Genomic DNA, 23,989 nt, shown 5'->3' on the forward strand with positions numbered 1-23,989 from the left:
CCTCCGGCATACGAAAGGATGTTATTCCATGAACCGCAGCACATCAGAACATTTATACCAGGAAGCTCTGCAGCATATCGTCGGAGGCGTCAACAGCCCCTCCCGTTCCTTCAAGGCCGTAGGCGGCGGCGCTCCCGTATTCATGAAACGCGCCGGAGGCTCCCGCTTCTGGGACGAGGACGGCAATGAATATATTGATTATCTGGCCGCCTATGGCCCGATCATTACCGGACATGCCCACCCGCATATCACCGCTGCCATTACAGAGGCTGCACAGAATGGACTGCTCTATGGCACGCCAACCCAGCTTGAAATCAGGCTGGCCAAAATGCTGAAGGAAGCTATCCCCTCCATGGACAAGGTACGTTTCGTCAACTCTGGTACAGAAGCCGTTATGACGACCATCCGCGTGGCCCGTGCCTACACGAAGCGCAGCAAGATCATCAAGTTCGCCGGCTGTTACCATGGCCACTCCGACCTGGTGCTTGTAGCTGCAGGCTCTGGACCGTCTACGCTGGGCATCCCGGACAGTGCAGGCGTTCCGGCCAGCATCGCCCAGGAAGTCATCACTGTACCCTTCAATGATCTGGACGGGCTACGCGCGGCGCTTAAGCAGTGGGGCGAAGATGTGGCTGCCGTTATGGTCGAGCCGATTGTCGGCAACTTCGGCATGGTCATGCCGCATCCCGGTTTCCTCGAAGGCCTGTGCAAGCTGACGCATGAGAACGGCTCGCTTGTCATTTACGATGAAGTCATCACCGCTTTCCGTTTCCATTACGGCTCCACTCAGACCTATGCAGGTCTTGCGGGCCATGAGGATATCATTCCCGATCTGACCGCACTGGGCAAAATCATCGGCGGCGGGCTGCCTATCGGCGCTTACGGCGGACGTAAGCATGTCATGGAGCAGGTCGCTCCGCTGGGTCCGGCATATCAGGCCGGAACGATGGCTGGTAACCCAGCCTCGATCTCGGCAGGGATTGCCTGCCTTGAGGTGCTGAGTGCCGAGGGTGTGTATGACGAGATGGAACGGCTCGCTATCCGCCTGACTGAAGGGCTGCAGGAATCTGCCGGACGGCACGGCATTCCACTGACCATCAACCGGATACGCGGTGCATTCTCTACGCATTTCTGCAATCATCCGATTACTAATTACGATGAAGCGCAGGATACCGACGGTGAAATGTTCGCCAGCTTCTTCCGCCATATGCTGAACCGCGGCATTAATCTGGCGCCTTCCAAATATGAAGCGTGGTTCCTGACCACTGCCCATACGGACGCCGACATCGATATTACGCTGGAGGCAGCAGAGGCCTCGTTCGCGGCTATGGCAGCGGAGCAGCAACAGCTGTAAGAAACTCTAGATAAAGAGGCTGGCCCCAATGGGGCCAGCCTCTTTTCACACCCAATATAACGTGCAGGTTCCTTAGAAATCAATCTGCTTGTCCAGAGTGACTTCCTTATGGCGCGGACGTCTAAGTCCTCTGCCGTCAGGGACCAGTGAGAATTCAATGGAATCCAGCGCTTCCGGCAGCGGGGGCCAAATTAGAAACCGCATCTCTACCTGGGCACCGCCGCCCCGGCCACCATGCATCTGCACCTCATATTCAGCCTCTCCCAAAATTGCGAGTGTAAGAGGGGCTTCGATGCTGACGCTTTCTACGGCCGCTGTCAGGCACTTGATCTCGACCGAGAGAATACTCAGGTTCTCATACTGCATGGAATGAGTAAGAGCATATTCGAAATCCCCATCCCGTGTTGTCTTCATGATCGGAAGCACTCCGCGTAATTCACCCGGCTCTTCCCAAAAGTGGCGTCTGGGCACCGATTCATTCAAGCTGCCCAGTACAAGCGATATTTCCGAAAGCTCCAGCCCCAGTTCAGCAGACCATTGCTGTATCATCTCCGGATTCGGAAACAGCTGTTTCCCTTCCGCGACCGACTTCCTCTGCTGTACTAATCTTAGAATCTGCTCATCAATCTGTTTCGCTTCATCGTTGTATACATTCTGCAACCCTCTTATCGCTATTCTGTTCCACTCCAAACTGCTTCACTCCCGATTTCAGGGTTGAGATGATCAGCTCCCGCCGCTCTTGCGCTGTCCATACATGAACAGCGCAGCAACCGTGAGCGGGGTCACCAGCCTTACAGCGAGCGGCATACTGCCTCCCGCAATAGCGACAACCACATAACTTACAACGATGGCCGCTTCCGCCATGATGTGCTTGTGGAATGTACCTTTTCTAATCCTGTAGACAAAAACCAGCGCAATGACTAGTGCCAATCCTATATATAGAAGGGTTAGCGGCAATCCTTGAATATCCATCATTACCCCTTGCTCTTCTGTTCATACAGGCTGCGGATTTCCACATCCTGCGGAAGCTTGAACGGATTCTGCTGATTGATCCGGTCATAGAACATGATCCCGTCCAGATGATCCATCTCATGCTGAATCACGATCGCCTGATAACCCTTGAATTTCTGGGTAATTACCTGACCGTTCAGATCAAATCCCCGAACCTTCACGGTTTCATACCGCGGCACAAAGCCGTGTACAGGCCGGTCCACGGACAGGCAGCCTTCGCTCTCCGGTAAATACACCATCGCCAGAGAATGGCTGATGATCTTGGGGTTCACCCAGGTATACTCTACATTCTTGCCGTTATCGTCCTTCAGGCACATCACGAACATCCGCTTCTTCAGCCCCACCTGATTGGCGGATAAGCCCACCCCTGAACGGAGCTTATGTTTGGCAGACATTTCGGCATCCTGGCTGTTCTTCAGGAACTGCATCATACACTTCAGCGCCTCGCGGTCTTCCTCCTGCAACGGCAGCTGCACGGGTTCTGCTACCGCACGGAGTACGGGATCCCCTTCACGCACGATATCATCCATCGTGATTATATATCCGGCATTATATTTTGTACTAGACAACTGCGTTCATCCACCTTTGCCTTACGGGCCTGATTTTATTATGCAATATTGATATATTATGCTGGATTATGGATTAATGAAAGCTGTCCGCAGCTTGCTGCTGTAATTCACATCGAAGCCAAGCCCGGTAGCGAGCGCGGCGAGCGGCAGGTACGTTTTATCCTCTTTGCCGACCTTTTGCAGGAATGCCGGGGTATCAATCGCTACATCCGTTCCGTTCACCTTAATCGTCTTCGAGCCAATCGTAATTACCACGGTTCTTCCGCCGTAAATAATCGTCGCGCTGGATGTTTTGTTATCCCATTTACCAGTTGCGCCTACCGCATTCAGAATGTCCTTCAGCGCCAGGAAATTCTGTCCATTCTTCAGAATGGGCTTATTGGGAGTGTTAAGCGTGGTCCCATTCACTACAATTGACATCGGTGCGGAGGCTGAAGTCATCACTGCAGCTGCCGGAGTAAGGTATTCCCCCCACTGCAGCTCTGCGAACACCGTGGCGATCCGTTCATAGCCCAGCTGCGTCGGATGGAAGTCTGCCGCTCCAGCCCCGATAATATGGGTGAGCGATCCCTCTACACCGGCAAACTTGGCGGCTACATGGGCTACCTTTACAGGTGCTCCCGCCTGGTTCAGGGTAGCTGCAATATTCTCGGCGGCTACTGTAAACTGTGCAGCGGCACTCATCAGCTTGTCATACGAAGCACCCAGGGCAATTCTGGGAGCAGGCTGATATTGATCGGCCAGCAGAATCGTTGCCAGGGGATTCACGGCCCGGATATTGTCCAGTGCCGATTTCACATTGCTGCTGTACGCCGCGAGGCGTTCCGCAAGCTGGGCTGTGAAGTCAGCCTCCGTTAGTGTCTTAACATTCAGAAACAGACTGCTGACATCATTACCGCCTATAGTGAGCGTAATCAAATCCGCTGCAGCAAGCTCCGTTCTAATCTGCGGCGTCATAGCGGCAAACTGGGCGATGCGCGGATCAGGCAGCCCCGGCTGGATTGCCTCTGCCGTAGTTGCGATGCCGTCTTTGATGGATGCGGTATACTGAAGCAATCCGGATGTCTTCAGACCTAATATACCGTAATTGCTTAACGTGCTTCTGCCGTGATACCAGCCCTGCTCCAGTAATCTCTCGGCATATCCGTACGGCTTCACACTGGAATCAGTCATCCCCGGCTCATATCCGGCAGTAATGGAATCTCCAAGTGCCACGATGCGAAAGACATCCTGCTCCGAGTCCGGCGTAACGGCTGCTGCAGCGGCACCGGCAGGGCCTGCATACACATTAATTAATACAGCGAACAGCAGCAGCCCGCTAGTTCCGGCTGATATGAATCTTCTCCATGTCTTCAGCATCGTATTCCCCCTAAATTAGTATAATTCCATTCTAACACCCAGCCACGCTGCGCAAAAGAGCGGTTTCCCGATTGTTCGGAAAACCGCTCCTGAGGCTTGCTGCGGCTTACTGCTCTCCGCTGCCGGATTCTGTAGAATTCTTATGGCCGCCCGCGCTAGACGGGCCGCTGATTTGTTCAGAACGCTGCACATATTTATCATACCGGCTGTCCAATTCGTAAGCGATTTTGCGGTATCGGCGCGTTTCTTCAACTATAGGATCAAGCGTAGTCTGTATCCGGATCTCATACTTGGGCGAAATCTGGCGGATTTCCTTGGCCTGCCGGTCATCCGGCTCCATCTCGCCATCTTCCAAAAGCTCACTCAGTCTGCGCTCCAGATCATCATTGTCACTCATGGCAATGCCGCCTCCTTACTGCTTCTTGAATCCCGTGGCATCAGCTGCCTGCAGGGAGTTCACCAGATAATCATGTATCCGTCCATTACTCGCCACCACATGGCGTGTACTGATATCGTAGGGATTGCCCTGGGTATCAGTGACTTTCCCGCCGGATTCCAGCACCAGCAGCACGCCTGCCGCACAGTCCCACGGACTCAGGCCCACTTCCCAGTAGCCGTCCACCCGGCCTGCCGCAACATATGCCAGGTGCAGCGCTGCCGAGCCACCGGCGCGAACGCCGCGCACCTGCGGCAGAATCTGCTGCAGTCCGGCCATATTGGCAGGCTGGGCGAATACCCGGTCCGGCGGAAAGCCCATGGCAATCAGACTGCTTCCAGGCTCCGTCTCCGCTGACACGGCGGTAGGAATCCCGTGCATATACGCACCCTTGCCCTTCTCGGCAACGAACATTTCGTCACGGATCGGATCATAAATAACACCGACTGTCAGCTCCCCCTTAACGACGAGGGCTATTGAGACACAGTAGAAAGGAAAGCCGTGTACGAAATTGGTAGTCCCGTCAATGGGATCAACGATCCACAAATACTCATGCTCCCGCGCTTCATCCAGGGCGGCAGTCAGCGCGTCCGCTCCCGGCTGAATGCCTTCCTCCCCAAGGATGGCATGGTCGGGATAATGGGTCAGGATCAGCCGGCGGATCATTTGCTCCACACCTTTATCGACCTCTGTAACCAGATCCTGGGCGGATGTCTTGCTGCCCAGCTCCTTCACCTGGCCTTGTCTGCTCTTGATCCATTCCCCCGCTTTGGCTGCAGCATTAATTGCCGCCGCCGTATGTCCCTTGCTTGTAACTACATAGGGTTCCCGTTCATTTCGGTTATCAGGACTTACAGGACTCATCTCTTCACTCCGCTTTCTTTGAGCATGATCGTTCTCCCATGGAACGCTGTTACGCGCAGGACGTCAAATTGCTGCTCAACTTTCATTCAACGTACCCTATTTCCGCCCACTTATCAAGTTAATACTGGCACCGTAATAAGGCCTAATCCCCTTGTTTGTTGCCTGTTATGCTTGTATATTCACGCTGGCTCCGTTTAGTACCGTAATTCCGTTCCCGCCCTGTGCAAGCTCCTTCATGGCCTCCATCAGGCCAAACAAGGCTCCGTCCTTGAGCTTCGCTTCGATCATGACATCCACTGCCGGGGTATCTGCGGCGATCCGCTTCAGAAAAGCAAACAGCGGAGCCGGCTCCACACCGTCGGCATGGCTCCGCGGATCGGACGGGCTGCGCGGGCTGGAGACATGAATCTTCGGTGGCAGTACTTCCCCGGGCAGGACATCCTTCCGGGCCAGACTGCTTGTCCATGTCTTCTGGATCTCCGGCCACAGCTCCCAGGGAAGCTCGCCTTCGTTGTTGACCCATTGATGATGGATATCCAGCACCATCGGCAGTCCGAGGCTCCGGCTAACCTCCAGTGTCTCCACCGCATTGAACGTCTTGTCGTCATTCTCCAGCGTCATCCGTTCCCGGAGTGCAAGCGGAAGCGCGGAGCATTGCTCACAGAAACGCGCCGCAGACAGAGGCTTGTCCCCATAAGCACCGCCAATGTGGATATTGCTCTTGGCGGTTGCCGGCAGCCCCATGGCCTCAAGCATATCGGCATGATGCTGCAGGTCGCGGATCGAGCTTGCGAGCACCTCGGGACGCGGAGTGCTCAGAACCGTGAAATGGTCCGGATGAAAGCTGACCCGCATGCCGTGCTTCTTCACATAAGTGCCCACCTCAGCGAACTCCTCCGCCAGTGCGGACAGCGGATGCCAATCCGCCAGATCAGGATGGGTCGCCAGCGGAATCAGCTTGGAGGTCAGGCGGTAGACCATAATATCCGAGCCTGCATTATGCTTCAGCAGGCGGAGTGTATTATGCAGATTGATCCGTGCGATTGATTCCAGCTTACGCAATCCGGCTTCCCGGTCGCCCAGCTTGTTAAAGCTTGCCATAGTCATTGTCTTAGAGGGTGAGCAGTCCGGGATGACAGTAGACATGGCGACATAGCCGAAGCGGACAATCATCCTTCTTCTCCGAAGAACATTTCGTAGGCAAGGGCCGTCTGTACCCGCGACTCTTCCTCATTCAGCTTGCGTACCAGATCCATCTCCACAGCTGTAACCTCATTGCCCTGGAAGTTGATTTCAGCAATGGAAGCAGAAATTTTGACGATCGCTACAGCAACATTCTCCGGATTGTAGGCGATGACCTTCTGGCCGGTCGGGTATACACGGAAGCCCTGCTTCACCATTTTGGTTCGTCCGTACTCCAGCAGCTCATATAGCTCCTGTTCATTCTTGAATTTGCACACTGAATTGAATTCTGATTGAAACCCCATGCTTCTCTCTCCTTCCCGGCCGGAATGCTCCCGCCGATCACCATATGTTATTCGTTATCGTACTTAAGCCCTTGTCTGAACTGGTACCGCTCCAGCGCCAGCCCGATCATCCGGTCCAGCAGCACCTGGTAGGATACGCCGGTCTCGCGCCACAGCAGAGGATACATGCTGAACGGGGTGAAGCCGGGCATTGTATTCACTTCATTAATGAGAATTTTGCCGTCAGACTTCCGCAGGAAGAAATCAGCCCGGGTAATGCCGCTGCCCTCAATGGCCTTGAAAGCCAGCAGTGCCGATTCGCGCAGGCGGTCTGCCACCTCGGGATCGACAGGTGCCGGGATCAGCATCTGCGATTTGCCGTCCGTGTATTTGGCCGCATAATCATAATATTCGCCGGAAGAGACGATTTCACCCGGAACTGAGGCTTCTGGCTCTTCATTGCCAAGTACGGCAACTTCTACCTCACGGGCATCGATGAATTCCTCGATGATGACCTTGGTATCATAACGGAAGGCGTAATCAACAGCCTTGATCAGACTTTCTTTGTCGGCTGCTTTGGAGATGCCTACGCTGGAGCCAAGGTTGGCCGGTTTCACGAATACCGGATACCCCAGCTTATCCTCTACACCAACGATCAGCTCATGGCTTTTGCTTTTCCAGTTAGCAGCATTGAAATAACAATATTCACATTGCTCGAGCCCTGCCTCGCCGAACAGCTTCTTCATGACAACCTTATCCATACCTGCCGATGAAGCCAGCACACCTGCGCCAATGTACGGAATATTCGCCATTTCGAACAGCCCCTGGATGGTACCGTCTTCCCCGTTCGTACCATGCAGCAGCGGGAACATCACATCCACAATGGAATCTCCGCCGCTGAGACCGCTGAATAACGCATTCAGGGCCATCCCCATATCACCGGAAGCTCCGGACAGCTTAAGCTCTTCAATTCCGCTGAATGGAGCCTCCAGGGCTGCCCCTACCTTCCACACTCCCTGTTTGGAAATGTAGAATGGAATAATTTCATATTTATCGTAGTCAAAAGCGTTCATAACCGCATAAGCCGTCTGGAGCGATACCTCATGCTCTCCGGATTTGCCGCCGTACACTAGTCCTACGGTCAATTTAGCGTTCCCCATGCCCTAACCTCTTTCTGAATTATAAGTAGTCATTAATATGAAAAAAACGGTAGGCCGTGCGGTCCGTCCAGGCGTAGGAATCCTTGTAATCCCAGAAGCGGTGGCGGCTGCTCACCGTCCGGGCGTTCACCAGCGGCATGCCTCCCGCATCAAAGGCGGTAACAATCGTGCTGTGCTGGTAATGTCCGTTGCCGTCCCAGTCGTATTGGATCACATCGCCTAACATCAGCTGCTCCGGCCGCTCGACAACTTCAGCGCGCAGACCGCTGCTGCGGCTGCCGCTCAAATAACGCTGCAGGCTGTCTGAAACCGCCCAGCTGAAGCTCCACCATTCCTGTGCCCCGTTGTAGCCCTTGTACCACCAGCCCGTTTCTCTTTTACCAGTATAGTTGATAGGTGCTCCCCCTGCAAAGAGACATTGGGAGACATAATTGGTGCAGTCCACCTCGAAAATCTCGAACTCCGGATTGCCGTCCTTCCACCAGCGGTCGGCATACGCCGCCGCCTCTTCGCGGCGGTAGCGGACCTCTCTTGCGCCGCTCACTCCGCGCAGGACCCTGCGGTTCAGCAGCGGCTGGGATGGCCGCGGTGAAGGCAGCACCTCCCCCCACTGCGACAGCCGCAAGGCAGGCTCAGTCTCCACCACTTTGCGCACAGCATTCCGCTCGGGAACACTGCGCTCCACGTTGATTATCTCCCAGTCTCCACCTTTTCGCACAAAGGTCAGCCGCTCGGACTCAATCACATCCTCGCGGTGAGTCATTCCGCCCTTCTCATAATAGAATGCGCTGTGCAGCGCCACATCGGCGACCACCTCGGCGGGATTCTGCCGCACGGTACGCAGTGTCCTGACGCCTGTTTCCCCGCGCAGCGGAGTGATCCCCCGCTGGCTGTACCACTGCGCAATACGGCGGAAGCGTGTACGCTGTTCGTCCATGAACCGCGGATCCTTGATTGTGGTTTGGCGCGGTTCAATTCCAGGTGCAACCCGCCCCTTGTTCAGCTGATCCACATAGACATAGAGACTTTTCTTCCACTGCTGCTCCATTCATTCTCCGCCCTTTCGTTCAAATATAAGAATTTATAGGCTCTGGCACTATAAATAATCCTTCTATTTCCCGCTGAAACTGTGCCGTCCTTTTGAAGGGCGGCATAGCCGTTCCCCTTCCCGTTTTGGCTGCTGTCCTATGTAGTCCTATGTATATGAAGGATTGCCTGCCGCTATACAGGACAGGAACGATTTAACTACATTTGAATCCGGGAAACCATCCGCTCCAGGCATGGCTGGAAATAGGCGGAAACGGCTTTGCTGCATGAAGCATATAAATTTCTGGATAAACGGCATTTTCGCTCCATTTAGCGCAGTTTCAACCTCTTACAAACCTTCCATGAAGAAGGAAAAAAAACTTTACTCCCCTCTTTGCAACCGTTATACTTAAAGTATAGGAAATATGAAATGTAGTTTCACCAGATGAAACGAGGAGGCGCATATATGCCAAGCAAGGACCATTTCTCACTGGCTAAGAACCTGGAATCAGGCGGAAAAACTTATCGCTACTATCATTTGAACTCGCTGGAAGAACAAGGCGCGGGCGACATTTCATCCCTGCCATTCTCCATTAAGGTATTACTTGAAGCTGCTGTCCGCCAGTATGACGGACGGGCAATTACAGAAGAGCATGTGAAGCAGCTGGCCGGCTGGTCCGGCGGCATTGACCGTAATAAAGAAATCCCTTTCATCCCGGCCCGGATTGTATTGCAGGACTTCACCGGCGTACCGGTAGTCGTTGATCTTGCCGCAATGCGTGACACCGTCAAGAAAGCCGGCGGCGACCCTAAGAAGATTAATCCGCTTGTGCCGGTTGACCTGGTTATTGACCACTCGGTTATGGTCGATGCCTTCGGAACTGCCGACGCACTGGAATATAATATGAACGTTGAATTCGAGCGCAACGAGGAACGTTACCGCTTCCTGCGCTGGGCGCAGACTGCCTTTAACAACTTCCGCGCAGTTCCCCCGGCAACAGGGATTGTGCATCAGGTTAACCTGGAGTATCTGGCTTCTGTAGCCACTACCAAGACTATTGACGGCGAAACGGTCGTTTACCCGGATTCCCTGGTCGGAACCGACTCCCACACCACAATGATTAACGGCCTTGGCGTGGTCGGCTGGGGTGTAGGCGGGATTGAAGCGGAAGCAGGCATGCTCGGACAGCCGCTTTATTTTGTGACACCGGATGTCGTGGGCTTCAAGCTGACCGGCAGTCTGATGGAAGGCGCCACTGCTACCGACCTGGCCCTGACCGTTACCCAAATGCTGCGCAAGAAAGGCGTAGTCGGCAAATTTGTCGAATTCTACGGTCCTGGTCTGGCTAATATCAGTCTGGCGGACCGCGCGACCGTAGCCAATATGGCACCTGAATATGGGGCTACGATCGGCTTCTTCCCGGTAGACGACGAGACGCTGGCCTATCTGCGCAGCACCGGACGCCCGGATGAGCTGGTTGAGCTGGTAGGCGATTACTATAAAGCGCAGGGGATGTTCCGCACCGCAAGTACGCCGGACCCTCAGTTCAGCGATATCATCGAGCTGGATCTTGCCTCTGTAGTGCCCAGCCTGGCCGGACCGAAACGTCCGCAGGACCGGGTCGAGCTGACCCATATGAAGGAGAACTTTGAAGGCATCATCCGTACACCAATCGATAAGGGCGGCTATGGCCTCAGTGATGAGAAGATTGCCGAAGTCGTGGAAGTGCAGCACAAGAACGGCAGCACCAGCAAGCTCAGCACAGGAGCTGTTGTAATTGCGGCCATTACCAGCTGTACGAATACCTCCAACCCAAGCGTTATGCTGGGAGCGGGACTGCTCGCCAAGAAGGCTGTGGAACGCGGACTGACCAAACCCGGTTATGTCAAAAGCAGCCTGACGCCCGGATCGCTGGTCGTTACGGAATATCTGCAAAAGGCCGATCTCCTGAAGCCGCTGGAAGCGCTGGGCTTCTATCTGGCCGGATACGGCTGCGCCACCTGTATCGGTAACTCCGGCCCGCTGCCGGATGAAGTCAGCCAGGCCATTACAGAACATGATATGACCGTTGCCGCTGTTATATCCGGCAACCGTAATTTCGAGGGCCGCGTACATGCCCAAGTCAAAGCCAACTATCTGGCTTCACCGCCGCTTGTGGTAGCCTATGCGCTCGCTGGTACCGTTAATATTGACCTGAAGACCGAGCCGCTGGGTTACGATCCGCAGGGCGAGCCTGTCTTCCTGGCCGATATCTGGCCTACTACTGCCGAGATTCGCGAAGCTATAGGACTCTCGCTAAGTCCGGAAATGTTCCGCAGCAAATATGAGAATGTCTTCACGGCTAATGAGCGCTGGAATTCCATTCCGGTACCGGAAGGCGAATTGTATGAATGGGATGATAATTCCACTTACATTCAGAATCCGCCATTCTTCGAGCATCTGGCAGACGGTGTAGGCGACATCAAGGATATCCGCAGCTCGCGTGTTCTGGCGCTGCTGGCCGATTCCGTCACCACGGACCATATCTCACCAGCCGGTAATATCTCCACCTCCGGTCCGGCCGGAGAATATCTGCGTAATCATGGCGTAGAACGTGCCGACTTCAACTCCTACGGCTCGCGCCGCGGGAACCATGAAGTGATGATGCGCGGTACCTTCGCCAACATCCGGATCCGCAACGCCGTTGCTCCGGGAACAGAAGGCGGGGTAACCACCTTCCTGCCGAGCGACGAGGTGATGTCGATCTATGACGCATCCATGCTGTATCAGTCGGCCGGTCAGAACCTGATCGTCATTGCCGGCAAGGAATACGGAACCGGCAGCTCGCGTGACTGGGCCGCCAAGGGCACGCTGCTGCTGGGAGTCAAAGCCGTCATCGCCGAGAGCTTCGAGCGGATTCACCGCAGCAATCTCGTCGGCATGGGCGTACTGCCGCTGCAGTTCCAGGAAGGCCATGGCTGGAGCAGTATGGGCCTGACCGGACGTGAGACCTTCGACATTACCGGTCTCGACAACTATGTACTACCCGGTCAGGAGCTGACCGTCACCGCCACACGCGAAGACGGAACCCAGTTCGACTTCCCGGTCATTGCCCGGCTCGACAGCACCGTTGACATCGACTACTACCGTAACGGCGGTATCCTGCAGACGGTGCTCCGCCAGATGCTGGCTGATGCCACAGCTTCGGAAACGGCTCTGCCGGTAGAATAATTGTATACACAGGCTTAAATATCACAAAAGCTGCGCTGGTATCAGATATTGATCTGACACCGGCGCAGCTTTTTATATGCAGATTTGCAGATAGCTTCATTATTTCAATAATGGATTATTTCACGGACAGCAGGCTTGTTGTGATGAAATCCAGCTGTGCCTCCAGGGACACCGGATCATTATACGTGTCTGCATCCGGGTTAAGCTGGAATACGTTGCCTGCTTTGACCGCAGGCAGGCCTGACCAAAGCGGATTGTCATATACAATCTTAGGATCTGTAGTATCCCCTGACCATGGACAAGTGAAGATAATATCACCGGCAAAGTCCGGGAGCTTCTCCAGAGAGATGGAGGCCCAGCCCGTACCGCTGTCAATTGCCTCTTTCTGGGCCTCTGCCGGAGCCTTCAAGCCGAATTCCCCATACAGAATTTCGCCGCCGCGTCCATAGTTATGACCGAATACAAACAATCCCTTGGCGTATGGATTCAGGATGGATACGGTTCTGTCACCCACGGCAGCCTGCACCTGCGGCTTCAGTTCAGCAATCTTCGCTTCCCACTGATCTACCCAGGTTTTGGCTTCATCATTCTTGTTCGTTAGCTTACCGAAGTCCATCATCTGGTCCTTATAGTTCTTGGAGCCGTATTGAATCTGCACCACCGGAGCGATCTCCTTCAGCTTGTCGATGCCTTCCGTGCCGGTGTATACAATAATCAGATCAGGATCTAAGGCAAGGATGTTCTCCGGTGTTACATCATTGCTGAGCGACTCCACGCCATCGAGCATTCCGGCAAGATATGGATTGCCCATTGCCCCCTCCATGGCGCCTACCGGCTTAACGCCTAATGCCAGGAAATAACCCGTGTAGAACGCAGTGGTATCAACGATTCGCTGCGGATTCTTGGGTACTTGAACTTCTCCTACACTGTCTTGGAAAGTGACCATTTCTACATCACCGGTTGAATCCGCACTGCCAGCTGTTGCAGCAGGAGCCGCCGTAGAAGAGGCCGCAGGAGAAGCTCCGGAATCAGCTGCTGCAGCGGAATTGTTTGCAGAGTTATTAGCGGACTGGCCGCAAGCTGCCAGCAGCAGAGCCAGAGCCAAGGTGAAAACGATAAGCACCAGACTTTTATTAGAATGTCGCAAAATGATCCCCCTATGTATATGATATTGATAATCATTATCATTTAAAATATAACACAGCTCTTTCTCTCTGACAACTTCATTTTGTTAAATTTTAAAATTGTGCACCTGCCCTCCTGCTGCATATAACCGCAAAAAATCCCCTTTCAGCCGAAAGGGGATGGATATCCATATGGAGCAAAGCAGTTAAACCCGGCGTAATCAGATCTCGATGCGCTCAGAGTCGAGTATTCTTTTATAGACCAGAGCAATGATCTGTGAACGGTCCGTTACATTCATTTTGGTGAAAATACGGCTTAGATGATTCTTAACGGTATGCTCGCTGATAAATAAGGCACTGGCAATTTCCTTATTCGTCTTGCCCAGAATGATCAATTCAAGCACTTCCTCTTCACGCGGCGAGATTCCCCATTCTTCCTTAGGTGTCTTCAGTGCAGCGCTGTTCAGCAGCTTGACCGCCGAAACCGTTCTCCTCATTGGCTGCGCATCCGAGCGGCTGCGCAGAAACGATTGAAGGGCTGATTGCGGCTCACTGTCAATCTCCCCGGCAATATAATCATCCATACTGTAGCGGGAGGGGTCCAGCCACTCAACCTCTGGTTCCGCAAGCTTATCCCTATCCGCATGTTTGGCGGTATGATGAAGCACAAGTGCCAGCAGCTGTGCGGGCAAAGAAACCGACGGCTTATCCATCTTGAAATAGAAGGATGCCAATTGATCCACCTGCTTCAGCAGAGCTATTTCTTCCTGATAGAAGCCGTATCCCTGCAGAAAATCAAGTTTGAACGGAGCCAGCAGACAGGCGTTTCTCATCCGTTCCGCTTCCCGTTCCGGCAGACCGGTGTAGCGGGCAAGCTCATGCGCCATTGAAGAGGCTTCCAGCGACAAGCGCTGCAGCTCAGGATTAGTGCTCCTCAGATAATCCCGGGTATGCTGGAGGAATACCCCCGCCTGCTTCACAAGCCTGCTATCCTTCTCGATGAGCCGGATTGCCGTGCTGGCCAGACTGGCCAGGCAGCTGGCGAATGTCAGCCATTCCTCTGCTTCACTGCGGCGTCTGAAGCCTACCGCCAGAATTCCTTTGAATACCTTCTCGGCAATCAGCGGACATTCCAGCAGCACCTGCCCCTCGGCATCCTCGTTGATAATAGCAGAGGAGAGAAAGGCTTGCGGCGAATACCGTTCCTCAATCTCCTGGACATACTGGGCAGCCGCCTCCGGGCTCCAGCCCTTCGCATGATGGCTGCCTCCCGCTGCCTCCTCAAAGTAGACGAGTACAGATGAAGGATAGAACGGCATCCCCATAATGATATCGAGCAGTTGAATGCCCAGCTCCTGCGATGATGTAGTCTGCGGCAGCAGGCACGCGGCCTCTTTAAGCCTCAGTGTAGCATCATTACGCAGGGTTTCGCGCTGCCGCAGCTTCTCCCCCCGTGAGGATAGCCCAAGCAGAGAAGCAACCATCTGGTCCTGCTGGGCATGGTCCTGTAACTGGCGGATTTCACCAAAGCCCACAGCCAACAGCAGCGCTTTTTTGCCGCTGTGAATCTGAACCGGATAACATGACAAATACTCCGGCTGCGTAATTCCGCGCTGGGTGAAGAATAACGACCTCGGATCTTTGGCAACGCCCTGCCAGTGCCGGGGCTCCCTGCCGAGAACAGCTTGTCCCAGAAATCCGTCCCCCTGCTGGAACTCGGCATTCATCAACAGATTCGCTTCTTTGCCGGCGGAATATTTCACCTTATACCTGCCTGCCTCTTCCTCTTTGGCAAAAGCATATAAATCGGCATCCGAGAACCTTCCTGCCATTTGCTGCAAAACATCCTCAATCTTCAGAAAGTCTGTTTCCAGATTGGAGAGCAGCTGTGAAACCACCATGCCGCTTCTCTGCGCCAGGGGTTTGAGTACACCGCCCGCCAGTAATTTAGACAGTATGTTTCCAAGAACGGCCAGTTTGCCCCTGATTATGCCGATACGCTCCCGGCTAAGCTCAGGCATGGCAAGCAGTTCAGTCCGTAACTCATCATAGTGGGGGTGAATCCTCATTTTGGCCTCAAACGCCTGCAGTACAAGCTCCCGGGTCCCTTCTTCCATGTATAGGCCCGACCACAAATAATAAGTCTGTCCATACTCGGGAACCAGCGGACTGACCACATACTTTAGCCCTGGAACCCATTCTTCCAATACAGCAGGATGCGATAAGGGGCCCAGTCTGAGCAAAGCCGGCTCGAAAGGGCGCTGCGTCTCCTGCAAAGAACTGAACATTTTCTGATAGAATATTCCGTAAAGCGTTGGACGGGTTATTACATTCCCTGCCTGATCCGTAAGCACAATAGCCTGACTCGTGACAGAACCGAACGTATCCTGGAGCTCTTGAATTTCTCCCATCAGTGAATCGGGTATTACAGCTTTCATCCCATCACCTCATGCTCTGGATTACATTTCATATCTTTTAATAATTGGAACTAATATTTTTTAATAATAGTTCATTTTAACTAGATATACAATGGAACTGACAGGCCTGGTTAGCCTCTATTTACTAAAATTACCCCTTAATCACGGCATATAACGGGCGCCGCCGTTTCAGCCCATCATCAGCCCCATTTCAGCCGCAGCTTCACCCAGAATCACTGCATAGTCCTCCAGCGTCTCCCGCGAAAGCCGGCTGACCGGACCTGAAAGAGAGAGCGCTGCAACCACTCCCCCGGCACGCCCGGTGATAGGCACCGCCACTGCAGCCGCACCCGGTTCGCGTTCCTCGAAGCTGGTAGCATACCCGCAGCGGGTGATTTCCTTGAGCTGCTCCAGATACTGGCTCCGGTCTACAGCTTCCGGCCATGCCGGATCGGCCAGCAGCCGGACCTGCACTTCCGGAGGCGCGTAAGCGGCCAGCACCTTGCTCGATGCGCCTACAGAGAGAGGCAGCCTTGCACCGATCTGTGCCACCCGGCGGATTGCCTGCCGGCTCTGCACGGCCTGGATGCGCACGCGCTCCAGATTGTCGCGCAAATAGAGGCTGACCGTCTCTCCCAGACGGTCACGCAGCCGTTCCATCGCCGGCAGCAGCAGTACCGCCGGTTCATTCAGGGTCGGCAAATGCGTAGACAGCTCCCAGATGCGAATCCCGAGCCGGTATTTCTCCGTGCCCTCATCGCGCTGCAGGAAGCCCTTCTCCTCAAGCGTAGTCAGCAGGCGGTGCACCGTACTTTTATGCAGGCCAATCTTGGCGGAAATCTCCGTCAGACTGAGGTCATAATCATTATCCTGAGTGAAGCAGAGCAATATATCCAGCGCACGTTCCACGGCGCGTACAGTCAGTTTCCGGTCTTCCACCCTGTTCTCCCCCTCATGTGTTTCACCTCTTGAAACCCGGTTACATTATTCTTCAGATACATTCTATCTTAGTGCAAAGGTCCGAAAAAAGTCCAGCATATTCACTGTACGGTAAAGACTGGGCCGCAGTTTACAGTTACATTACAAAACCGCTGAATTCATTGACTTTGTAAGGGCATAACCATACGATTAAATATATGAAGTATTTCTGCTAATCAAACTTAAGTTCATGCTTCCGAAGCAGTTTTGCTGCGAAGTAGTCTCACAGGAAGCGGATGTTCCACAAAACTTTTAGGAGGGGACCTTATGGATCTGGCAACAAGTCACCCCGGCTCGCCGGTCTCCCGTATGCCTAACGAGGATAAGCCTAATTCCATACCTATTATTTCACTGCGGATGATACGCGTTAAGCATATTGTCGTAGCTCTGCTGTTATCTGTGTTCTTCTTCTTTTTATTCTGCTTCATCGCCCTGCACGGCTATATAGCCTGGGTGCTCTCGAATCCTACTGTAGCGCCCCTCTACTCTAACCCTTATCTTGCCAAAGGGCTGGCGTATGAGGAGATCACCTTTCCGGCAAAGGACGGCAGCCGTATTATGCAGGGTTGGTATATTCCTTCAGAGGGAGCCAAGAAGACCATTGTCTTCAGCCATGGCTACGGTGCTAACCGAGAGGAAAGCTGGGTTCCTATGTACGACCTGGCCCATTATGCGCACAGCCTGAAATTCAATGTGGTCATGTTTGATTACGGCTTCGCCTCCAAGGTCAATAAAGATATCGCTACCGGCGGCAAAAAAGAATCCCAGCAGCTTCTTGGGGCGATCGAATATGCCAAGGACAAGGGTGCAAACGAAATCGTAGTCTGGGGCTTCTCCATGGGTGCTGGTACCGCGCTGCAGGCGGGTCTCGTAACCAAAGACGTGGATGCGATGATACTGGACAGCACCTTCCTGCTGGAGCCGGATACACTCTATCACAATATCAAGCAGAATATAAATCTTCCCCGCCAGCCTTCACTGGAGATTATGGAGCTGTTGTTCCCGGTACTGAACGGTACAGGGCTGAATCAGATTCCCTATTCCAAGGTGAAATCCGAGGACTATCCGTTCCCGGTACTCTTCATGCACGGTACTATGGACGAGAAGGCACCTTATCCGATTGCCGAAGAACTGGCCGCGAACCAGACCAACCCGTACTCCGACTCATGGATTGTGGAGGACAGTCATCATGAGCTGCTGTTCCGCGAGCATCCGCGTGAGTATCTGCGCCGTGTCTCAGCATTTCTCGGCAATGTCCAGCTGGCCCGCATCAGCGGGGACAACGGAAGTCAGGCCAGCAAGTAACCACAAGCAGAAACAGCAGCGTTCCTATACCTATATTGGATTAACTAAGCATGCGCAGATGTATTTCCTTATACATGCTGCGCATGCTTTTTTGGGGTTTGCTCACCATAGTGCCTTAGGCCACAACGAATACCGTTACATAAGCGGACTCTCCCGGTCATATAATGAAGCGTTGAAAATTCAGGACGGGAGGACTGCATGCTATGCAATATGTATCCGGTGCGCCGCTGCCAGTGCACATTCTAGGGGAAATTGCCTTCTGGAAAAAACAGGAGAAGGAACACGCTGAGGTTCTTATCCAGCTTACTCCAAACCTCGAGGAGCCTTATGTCAAGCTGCTCCAGGAATGGACGGTTGTCTTCCTGGCTACGGAGCAGGCGGCGTGTCAACTGCTCGGAAGCCAACAGGCTCCGGCCTTCGGCGGTCCGGGAAGCCTTGCCGCCGAAACAGAGCTGCTGCTTCATACAGCCTGCAGCCAATCCAGTGAATTCATCCGCCAGCTGAAGGCTATGGGGGAGGCTAGCCAGGCCATGAGCGCCTCCCCTCTGGCCGGGGTCGTAGTGAAGCATTTTATCTGCGAATCGGAGTATTTCCTTGCCGTGCTCACGGCTCTCAGCGCCCCGGAATATGGAGCCGGTGCCGGCATGATGCGGCAGAACCCAATAGAGCAGGATGAACCGGCTGCTATGCCTGCGGTGTCCCTAAGTGAAGACTCTCCCCAGGAAACGGCGGCTTGGACGGCTCCTCTGTGGGAAGCCCGTGAATTGGGGCCGGTCCCGATCGGCGGGCACACACTGCCCCCGCTCCCTTATGCTTATAATGCGCTGGAGCCCTACATCGACGAGAAGACGATGATTATTCATCACGACAAGCACCACCAGAGCTATGTAGACGGACTCAATAAAGCAGAGATTAAATTGGCGGAAGCCCGGAAGAGCAACGATTATGATCTCGTTAAACACTGGGAACGGGAGCTTGCCTTTAACGGGGCGGGCCATTATCTGCACACGATCTTCTGGAACGTCATGTCCCCGCAGGGCGGCGGCCGGCCATCCGGAGCACTGCTGGATGCCATTATACGGAGCTTCGGAAGCTACGATGCCTTCAAGGCCCAGTTCACTGAAGCGGCCAATAAAGTGGAGGGCGGCGGATGGGCCATCCTGGTCTGGAGCCCGCGCAGCCGCAGGCTGGAGATTCTGACTGCTGAGAAGCATCAGAATCTGTCCCAGTGGGATGTTGTCCCGCTGCTGGCGCTGGATGTATGGGAGCATGCCTATTATCTCAAGCATCAGAATAACCGCGCAGATTATATCCAGGACTGGTGGAAAGTCGTGAATTGGCCTTACGTAGCCGAGCGGTACAGCGCCGCCCGCAAGCTGGTCTGGCAGCCTTTTTGAGGTCTTTCCCCAAAAAAGCCCGGCGGCCACTCGAAAGTGGCCGCCGGGCTTTGCCTTGCACAAGTCAGGGAATATTAGTCCCGCGTACTATTCTTTGATCAGAGCAAGAAACTCGGCCCGGGCAGCAGCATCCTCACGGAAAGTGCCCCGGGTTGCCATGGTTACTGTCTTGCTGCCGGGCTTCTTCACACCCCGGGCACACATGCACAGATGCTCTCCTTCGACAACCACCATGACACCGTGCGGATTCAGCACCTCGGTCATGATGTCGGCGATCTGGGCAGTAATGCGCTCCTGCACCTGCAGGCGGCGGCTGACTGCTTCCACGAGCCGGGCCAGCTTACTCAGTCCGGCAATCCGCCCGCTGGGGACATAGCCAATATGCACTTTGCCGAAGAAAGGAGCCATGTGATGCTCGCACTGGCTGTAGTAGACAATATCCTTCACAATGACAAGCTCTTCATGAGACTCGTCGAAAGTTACGCCCAGCGCCTCGCGCGGATCAATCGAATAACCGCCAAATATCTCTTCATACATCCGCGTGACTCTAGCCGGTGTTTCCAGCAGGCCTTCGCGGCTGGTATCTTCACCAATCAGCTCTAATATTTTCTCAACATGATATTCGATTTGCTCACGGTTTACAGAAACCTTCCCGTTCATGTACTCCTTGATGCTCCCCATGAAATCTCCCCCTTCCGCACCCGAAGCTGATTCTTATCTATTTCCTTATCCTGATTATTTCTTCTTGCGGGCCTGTCCTTTGGCTGCCGCAGGAGCACGCCCCGGCTGATTGCCGTTCTTCATCATCTGCTGGGCACGCTGCATCTGCTTTCCGTTCAGGTTATATCCCATTTGCTTAGCAACCTTCTGCAGCATTTCAGGATCATTCTGCATCGTTGTCATTTGTCTGCGCAGATAATACACACCGATAAAGAATCCGCCGATCAGACCTACAACAAGCGTAATAATAGGCAATGCAATATTCATCTGTAATCCACCTTTGTACTCTATTGTCTGGCAATGCCCCTATTTAAGGCACGCGAATCTATCATAGCATTTCAACAACTGGACAGCAATTGGCAAATCCCGTGATTCAGAAGAGATAGTTGCCGCTTAAGCCGGGCCCTGCCTGCTCCGCTTCCAGCTGCAGAAGGCGGCTTTTGATTCCCAGACCTCCGGCATAACCGACAAGTGCGCCTCCGGCACCTATAATCCGGTGGCAGGGTACAATGACCGGAACCGGGTTGCGGTTATTGGCCCCGCCAACAGCACGTACAGCCTGCGGATTGCCGATCATGACCGCAATATCCTTATAAGAGGCGGACTCCCCGTAAGGCACGCTGAGCAGAGCTTCCCATACCTGGCGCTGAAAATCCGTTCCGCGCATATCCAGCGGCACACTGAAGCTCTGCAGTTCTCCTGAGAAATACGCTGTAAGCTGCTGCTCCGTCTCGGACAAGCTCCCGGTATCCGCATAAATCTGTGCAGCGGGACCCAGCTGCGTCTTCACCCAGCCTGCAATAGTGTCCGAGTTCGCATCATAGGTGCCGAACTTGATCATGCATAGTCCGGAAGCTGTCGCGCATAGCGTCAACGGGCCAATGATTGAATCGATCTCCTTATAATAGAGCGAAGCTTCCGCCCCTTCGCTGCTCTCTGGACGGTGATTCATTCTCCTTCCGCCTCCTTCTGCCCAAGCAGCTTGTCCTGTGCCCGGCTTAGCATTCCGCGCACCGTAACGTCCTCTTCCTTCTGCAGTGCCTGCTCCACGGCTGTGAGGGCTTCACTGCCGCCGATGCGGCTTAGGGCCCAGGCGGCAGTCCCGCGCATCTCCGGCCGCGGCTCCTGCAGCAGAATCTCGGTCAGCTTCGGCACGGCAGAAGCTTCCTTGAAATTGCCAAGCGCGATAACCGCATTGCGCTGGATAGGCTTTTTGCCCCGCCATGCAGCCGAGCTGCTGCCGAATTTCTCCTTGAACTCACGGTTGCTGAGATCCAGGATCGGCATCAGCAGCGGCTTCACGATCTCCGGATCAGGCAGCAGCTGCGGGCGGTGATTCCAGTTCTTGCCGCGGTTATGGGGACAGACAATCTGGCAGGTATCGCAGCCGTACAGCCGGTTCCCGATCTTGGTCATGTAGTCCTCACTGAGGAACCCCTTGGTCTGTGTCAGGTAGGAAATGCAAGCCTGGGCGTTGAGTTGTCCCGGACCCACCAGTGCGCCGGTAGGGCAGGCATCGATGCATTTCGTACAGTCCCCGCAGCCTTCCTGCACCGGCTGATCCGGAGGCAGCGGTATATTCGTCACCATTTCCCCGAGATAGATCCAAGATCCCCATTTGGGGGAGATAATGGCGCAGTTTTTGCCGCTGAACCCGATGCCCGCCCGCTCTGCAACCGCCCGGTCAACAAGAGCGCCCGTATCCACCATACTCTCCAGTACGGCATCCGGAACACGCTCGCGGATGAAGTTCTCCAGCTTCGCCAGCGCTTCACGGAGTACATGATGATAGTCCTGCCCCCACGATGCCCTGGCCAGTATGCCTCTGCGTGCTCCGGGCTCGGACTTGGGCGGGTCCTCCATTTTGGAGGGATAGGCTACAGCGATTGCAATAATAGAGAGCGGCTGCTCTCCCGACTGCAGCGCCGGAACCGTCCGCTTGTCCAGATCCGGCTCCTCGAAGCCCGAGTCGTACCCGTTGTCCCTATGTTCCTGAAGAATATTTTTTAAATATAAAAACGGCTCTGCGGTGGTGAACCCGATATCGTCAATACCGAGCGCCGGCGCAGCAGCCTTGATTGCAGCCTTGAGATCCTCCCACTTGGAAGGCGGCGGAGCATAAGGTGACTGGAAGTTAGAATTCATTTCCGCCTCTCCTTTATTATTATGTCTATACAAATCCCTTACAGGACTCTCATCTTAGCTACAGGCCACCAGATCAGTGATGCCTTCCCCACAATACGCTCCTGTGCAACAGCGCCGAAATAACGGCTGTCCTTGCTGGCTCCGGCATGGCGGTTATCCCCCATTACAAAGTAGGTGCCGTCCTGCACAGTCAGCTGACTGAAATCCGGGTCTTGAATGGCCGTATCGATGTAAGGCTCATCCACTACTTTACCATTAACATATAGCTGCTGGTCCTGAACTTCCACGATATCACCGGGGATACCAATAATCCGCTTAACCAGGTACTCCTTACGGTCCGGCCCTGTGCTGGGGTCATGCAGAACAACAATATCGCCCCGGCCCGGATTCCCGAAGCTCAGTGCAATCTTATTAATAATCAGCTTCTCCCCTTCGTAGAGGGTCGGCTGCATGGATTGGCCAATCACAGTAGACACATTGAACACAAAAATATTAAGCAGTGACATGATCGCGAATACAATCCCCGCAGTGATGATCCACTCCCGCATATCCTTAAGCCAAATTCTTCTCGATTCGCGCTTGGATTTGTTATGGGTAACGGATCTGTATCGTTGTTTGCGGCTCCGCATGAATTCTTCTTCAAGCTCCCGGTTCATAGGCCACCTACTTGCTTCGATTGGGTTTATAAGTCCATAACAATAGAAAAGCATATCTTCCGCCCATTTGCAATGCAATGGACACTGGGAAGATATGCTTTAGTATAATGAAACAGACTATGCAGGTGTGACCTTATTCTAAAAGTACAGGCTGCATTAGTTCTCTACTCTACCAATTGTTTCCGCTTACAGCACCGTTTCAAAAAATAATTACCCGACAATGCTCAGCTTGCGTACAGATTTGAAGATCTGGTCCTCACCATAACCCATAGCCTCATACAGCGGCAGTGCGAAGGAATTATGCTCATCAACGGCTACATAAATACCGCTGACCTTGCGTGCCTGGAATCTGTGTTCCATTGCCGATACGAGACTCTTGCCGACTCCTCTGCGGCGGTATTCAGGATGGACGGCAATGCGGAAATAACAGCCGTGGTTCTTCTCAATCGTACCAATCAGTGCGCCGATGATTTCTCCTTCATCCTCTGCAACTACAATGAGATCTGAATCCCATGAAAGCTGCCTGGAGAAGGGCTCGATCGTGCTCTCGAAACATTCTTCCGATAATGCGGTCTGCAGCAATTCAGTCACTGGAGTAACGTCGCTTAATTGAAAGGAACGAACGTGCATACTTAAAAGTCTCCCTTTTCTATGGCTTAGAATTTTACAAAAAGAAGGAGTTTCCATAACAGTGTAAAGAGGAAAAAAGCATCAAAAACCGAGGAATACCTGCTTTTAAATCTATTAAAGCACACTTTTCTCGCGATATCATCAATTTTCTTTTGAAAGCG

21 protein-coding genes and 1 pseudogene are annotated in these 23,989 nt (G+C 53.7%); 4 read left to right on the forward strand and 18 right to left on the reverse strand.

From position 1 onward, the window contains the following. Positions 1-28 precede the first annotated feature (28 nt). Complete coding sequence (locus NSU14_RS28720; protein ID WP_042133354.1) at positions 29-1,354, forward strand: glutamate-1-semialdehyde 2,1-aminomutase; 1,326 nt, start codon at positions 29-31, stop codon at positions 1,352-1,354. A gap of 72 nt (positions 1,355-1,426) precedes the next feature. On the opposite strand, the gene NSU14_RS28725 is transcribed toward NSU14_RS28720, so the two are convergent. The 10 genes from NSU14_RS28725 to NSU14_RS28770 form a co-directional block, all read right to left on the reverse strand. Next, entirely contained in the window at positions 1,427-2,044 is a 618-nt protein-coding gene (locus NSU14_RS28725; protein ID WP_340948104.1) for a hypothetical protein, read from the reverse strand. A 33-nt stretch (positions 2,045-2,077) separates the two neighbouring features. Next, entirely contained in the window at positions 2,078-2,329 is a 252-nt protein-coding gene (locus NSU14_RS28730) for a hypothetical protein (RefSeq protein ID WP_340948106.1), read from the reverse strand. Beyond that, positions 2,329-2,895, reverse strand: a complete 567-nt coding sequence (gene def / locus NSU14_RS28735) for a peptide deformylase (RefSeq protein ID WP_042140716.1) — start codon at positions 2,893-2,895, stop codon at positions 2,329-2,331. The genes NSU14_RS28730 and def overlap by 1 nt, the downstream gene beginning before the upstream one ends. A gap of 105 nt (positions 2,896-3,000) precedes the next feature. Next, positions 3,001-4,293 (reverse strand): stalk domain-containing protein, encoded by a 1,293-nt coding sequence (locus tag NSU14_RS28740; RefSeq protein ID WP_340948108.1) that lies wholly within the window; start codon positions 4,291-4,293, stop codon positions 3,001-3,003. Between the two features lie 106 nt (positions 4,294-4,399). Further along, positions 4,400-4,690 (reverse strand): hypothetical protein, encoded by a 291-nt coding sequence (locus tag NSU14_RS28745; RefSeq protein WP_042133348.1) that lies wholly within the window; start codon positions 4,688-4,690, stop codon positions 4,400-4,402. Between the two features lie 15 nt (positions 4,691-4,705). Next, positions 4,706-5,593, reverse strand: coding sequence for an inositol monophosphatase family protein (locus tag NSU14_RS28750; RefSeq protein WP_076246272.1), 888 nt, complete (start codon positions 5,591-5,593; stop codon positions 4,706-4,708). A gap of 165 nt (positions 5,594-5,758) precedes the next feature. Next, positions 5,759-6,766 carry a UV DNA damage repair endonuclease UvsE gene (gene uvsE, locus NSU14_RS28755; protein ID WP_076246268.1) on the reverse strand — a complete coding sequence of 336 codons (1,008 nt, stop codon included), beginning with the start codon at positions 6,764-6,766 and terminating at the stop codon, positions 5,759-5,761. Continuing rightward, positions 6,763-7,080: a hypothetical protein gene (locus NSU14_RS28760; protein ID WP_039308646.1), complete on the reverse strand. Its 318-nt coding sequence runs from the start codon at positions 7,078-7,080 to the stop codon at positions 6,763-6,765. The genes uvsE and NSU14_RS28760 overlap by 4 nt, the downstream gene beginning before the upstream one ends. A gap of 47 nt (positions 7,081-7,127) precedes the next feature. After that, entirely contained in the window at positions 7,128-8,219 is a 1,092-nt protein-coding gene (locus tag NSU14_RS28765) for a D-alanine--D-alanine ligase (protein WP_042133340.1), read from the reverse strand. Between the two features lie 19 nt (positions 8,220-8,238). Then, positions 8,239-9,267 (reverse strand): amidase domain-containing protein, encoded by a 1,029-nt coding sequence (locus NSU14_RS28770; RefSeq protein ID WP_340948110.1) that lies wholly within the window; start codon positions 9,265-9,267, stop codon positions 8,239-8,241. Positions 9,268-9,711: 444 nt separating this feature from the next. Between NSU14_RS28770 and acnA the strand changes: the two genes are divergently transcribed. After that, positions 9,712-12,456, forward strand: coding sequence for an aconitate hydratase AcnA (gene acnA / locus NSU14_RS28775; RefSeq protein ID WP_042133336.1), 2,745 nt, complete (start codon positions 9,712-9,714; stop codon positions 12,454-12,456). Positions 12,457-12,571: 115 nt separating this feature from the next. On the opposite strand, the gene NSU14_RS28780 is transcribed toward acnA, so the two are convergent. The 3 genes from NSU14_RS28780 to NSU14_RS28790 form a co-directional block, all read right to left on the reverse strand. Further along, positions 12,572-13,603, reverse strand: a complete 1,032-nt coding sequence (locus NSU14_RS28780; protein ID WP_340948112.1) for an ABC transporter substrate-binding protein — start codon at positions 13,601-13,603, stop codon at positions 12,572-12,574. Positions 13,604-13,801: 198 nt separating this feature from the next. Continuing rightward, positions 13,802-16,018: a helix-turn-helix transcriptional regulator gene (locus NSU14_RS28785; RefSeq protein ID WP_340948113.1), complete on the reverse strand. Its 2,217-nt coding sequence runs from the start codon at positions 16,016-16,018 to the stop codon at positions 13,802-13,804. 168 nt (positions 16,019-16,186) lie between these two features. Next, positions 16,187-16,936, reverse strand: coding sequence for an IclR family transcriptional regulator (locus NSU14_RS28790; protein ID WP_042133334.1), 750 nt, complete (start codon positions 16,934-16,936; stop codon positions 16,187-16,189). 348 nt (positions 16,937-17,284) lie between these two features. Between NSU14_RS28790 and NSU14_RS28795 the strand changes: the two genes are divergently transcribed. Together NSU14_RS28795 and NSU14_RS28800 are read left to right on the forward strand one after the other, a co-directional pair. Further along, positions 17,285-18,280 (forward strand): alpha/beta hydrolase, encoded by a 996-nt coding sequence (locus NSU14_RS28795; protein WP_076246342.1) that lies wholly within the window; start codon positions 17,285-17,287, stop codon positions 18,278-18,280. A 203-nt stretch (positions 18,281-18,483) separates the two neighbouring features. Next, positions 18,484-19,677 (forward strand): Fe-Mn family superoxide dismutase, encoded by a 1,194-nt coding sequence (locus NSU14_RS28800; protein ID WP_340948115.1) that lies wholly within the window; start codon positions 18,484-18,486, stop codon positions 19,675-19,677. 87 nt (positions 19,678-19,764) lie between these two features. Here NSU14_RS28800 and folE read toward each other — a convergent pair whose 3' ends face one another. From folE to NSU14_RS28825, 5 genes and pseudogenes are all read right to left on the reverse strand, one after another. Beyond that, positions 19,765-20,358 carry a GTP cyclohydrolase I FolE gene (gene folE, locus NSU14_RS28805; protein ID WP_039308661.1) on the reverse strand — a complete coding sequence of 198 codons (594 nt, stop codon included), beginning with the start codon at positions 20,356-20,358 and terminating at the stop codon, positions 19,765-19,767. Between the two features lie 54 nt (positions 20,359-20,412). Next, positions 20,413-20,664: a YneF family protein gene (locus NSU14_RS28810; RefSeq protein WP_042133331.1), complete on the reverse strand. Its 252-nt coding sequence runs from the start codon at positions 20,662-20,664 to the stop codon at positions 20,413-20,415. Between the two features lie 106 nt (positions 20,665-20,770). After that, positions 20,771-22,542 (reverse strand): annotated as a pseudogene (queG, locus tag NSU14_RS28815) (tRNA epoxyqueuosine(34) reductase QueG). A 38-nt stretch (positions 22,543-22,580) separates the two neighbouring features. Continuing rightward, positions 22,581-23,198, reverse strand: a complete 618-nt coding sequence (gene lepB, locus NSU14_RS28820; RefSeq protein WP_081969806.1) for a signal peptidase I — start codon at positions 23,196-23,198, stop codon at positions 22,581-22,583. Between the two features lie 210 nt (positions 23,199-23,408). Next, a complete protein-coding gene (locus NSU14_RS28825) occupies positions 23,409-23,828 on the reverse strand; it encodes a GNAT family N-acetyltransferase (RefSeq protein ID WP_039308670.1) in 420 nt (139 codons plus the stop codon). Positions 23,829-23,989: the final 161 nt, after the last annotated feature.

Origin of the sequence: Paenibacillus sp. FSL R10-2771, from assembly GCF_038000205.1 — a bacterium.
Taxonomy (GTDB): Bacteria; Bacillota; Bacilli; order Paenibacillales; family Paenibacillaceae; genus Paenibacillus_AQ; species Paenibacillus_AQ phytohabitans.

Excerpts from the sequence above, each read along its gene's own strand:
- NSU14_RS28785 (WP_340948113.1), bottom strand. The coding sequence starts at position 16,018 with ATGAAAGCTGTAATACCCGATTCACTGATGGGAGAAATTCAAGAGCTC.
- NSU14_RS28765 (WP_042133340.1), bottom strand. The coding sequence starts at position 8,219 with ATGGGGAACGCTAAATTGACCGTAGGACTAGTGTACGGCGGCAAATCC.
- NSU14_RS28760 (WP_039308646.1), bottom strand. The coding sequence starts at position 7,080 with ATGGGGTTTCAATCAGAATTCAATTCAGTGTGCAAATTCAAGAATGAA.
- def (WP_042140716.1), bottom strand. The coding sequence starts at position 2,895 with ATGGATGATATCGTGCGTGAAGGGGATCCCGTACTCCGTGCGGTAGCA.
- uvsE (WP_076246268.1), bottom strand. The coding sequence starts at position 6,766 with ATGATTGTCCGCTTCGGCTATGTCGCCATGTCTACTGTCATCCCGGAC.
- NSU14_RS28720 (WP_042133354.1), top strand. The coding sequence starts at position 29 with ATGAACCGCAGCACATCAGAACATTTATACCAGGAAGCTCTGCAGCAT.
- NSU14_RS28730 (WP_340948106.1), bottom strand. The coding sequence starts at position 2,329 with ATGATGGATATTCAAGGATTGCCGCTAACCCTTCTATATATAGGATTG.
- NSU14_RS28745 (WP_042133348.1), bottom strand. The coding sequence starts at position 4,690 with ATGAGTGACAATGATGATCTGGAGCGCAGACTGAGTGAGCTTTTGGAA.
- NSU14_RS28740 (WP_340948108.1), bottom strand. The coding sequence starts at position 4,293 with ATGCTGAAGACATGGAGAAGATTCATATCAGCCGGAACTAGCGGGCTG.
- folE (WP_039308661.1), bottom strand. The coding sequence starts at position 20,358 with ATGGGGAGCATCAAGGAGTACATGAACGGGAAGGTTTCTGTAAACCGT.
- NSU14_RS28800 (WP_340948115.1), top strand. The coding sequence starts at position 18,484 with ATGCAATATGTATCCGGTGCGCCGCTGCCAGTGCACATTCTAGGGGAA.
- NSU14_RS28770 (WP_340948110.1), bottom strand. The coding sequence starts at position 9,267 with ATGGAGCAGCAGTGGAAGAAAAGTCTCTATGTCTATGTGGATCAGCTG.
- acnA (WP_042133336.1), top strand. The coding sequence starts at position 9,712 with ATGCCAAGCAAGGACCATTTCTCACTGGCTAAGAACCTGGAATCAGGC.
- NSU14_RS28750 (WP_076246272.1), bottom strand. The coding sequence starts at position 5,593 with ATGAGTCCTGTAAGTCCTGATAACCGAAATGAACGGGAACCCTATGTA.
- NSU14_RS28825 (WP_039308670.1), bottom strand. The coding sequence starts at position 23,828 with ATGCACGTTCGTTCCTTTCAATTAAGCGACGTTACTCCAGTGACTGAA.
- lepB (WP_081969806.1), bottom strand. The coding sequence starts at position 23,198 with ATGAACCGGGAGCTTGAAGAAGAATTCATGCGGAGCCGCAAACAACGA.
- NSU14_RS28810 (WP_042133331.1), bottom strand. The coding sequence starts at position 20,664 with ATGAATATTGCATTGCCTATTATTACGCTTGTTGTAGGTCTGATCGGC.
- NSU14_RS28795 (WP_076246342.1), top strand. The coding sequence starts at position 17,285 with ATGCCTAACGAGGATAAGCCTAATTCCATACCTATTATTTCACTGCGG.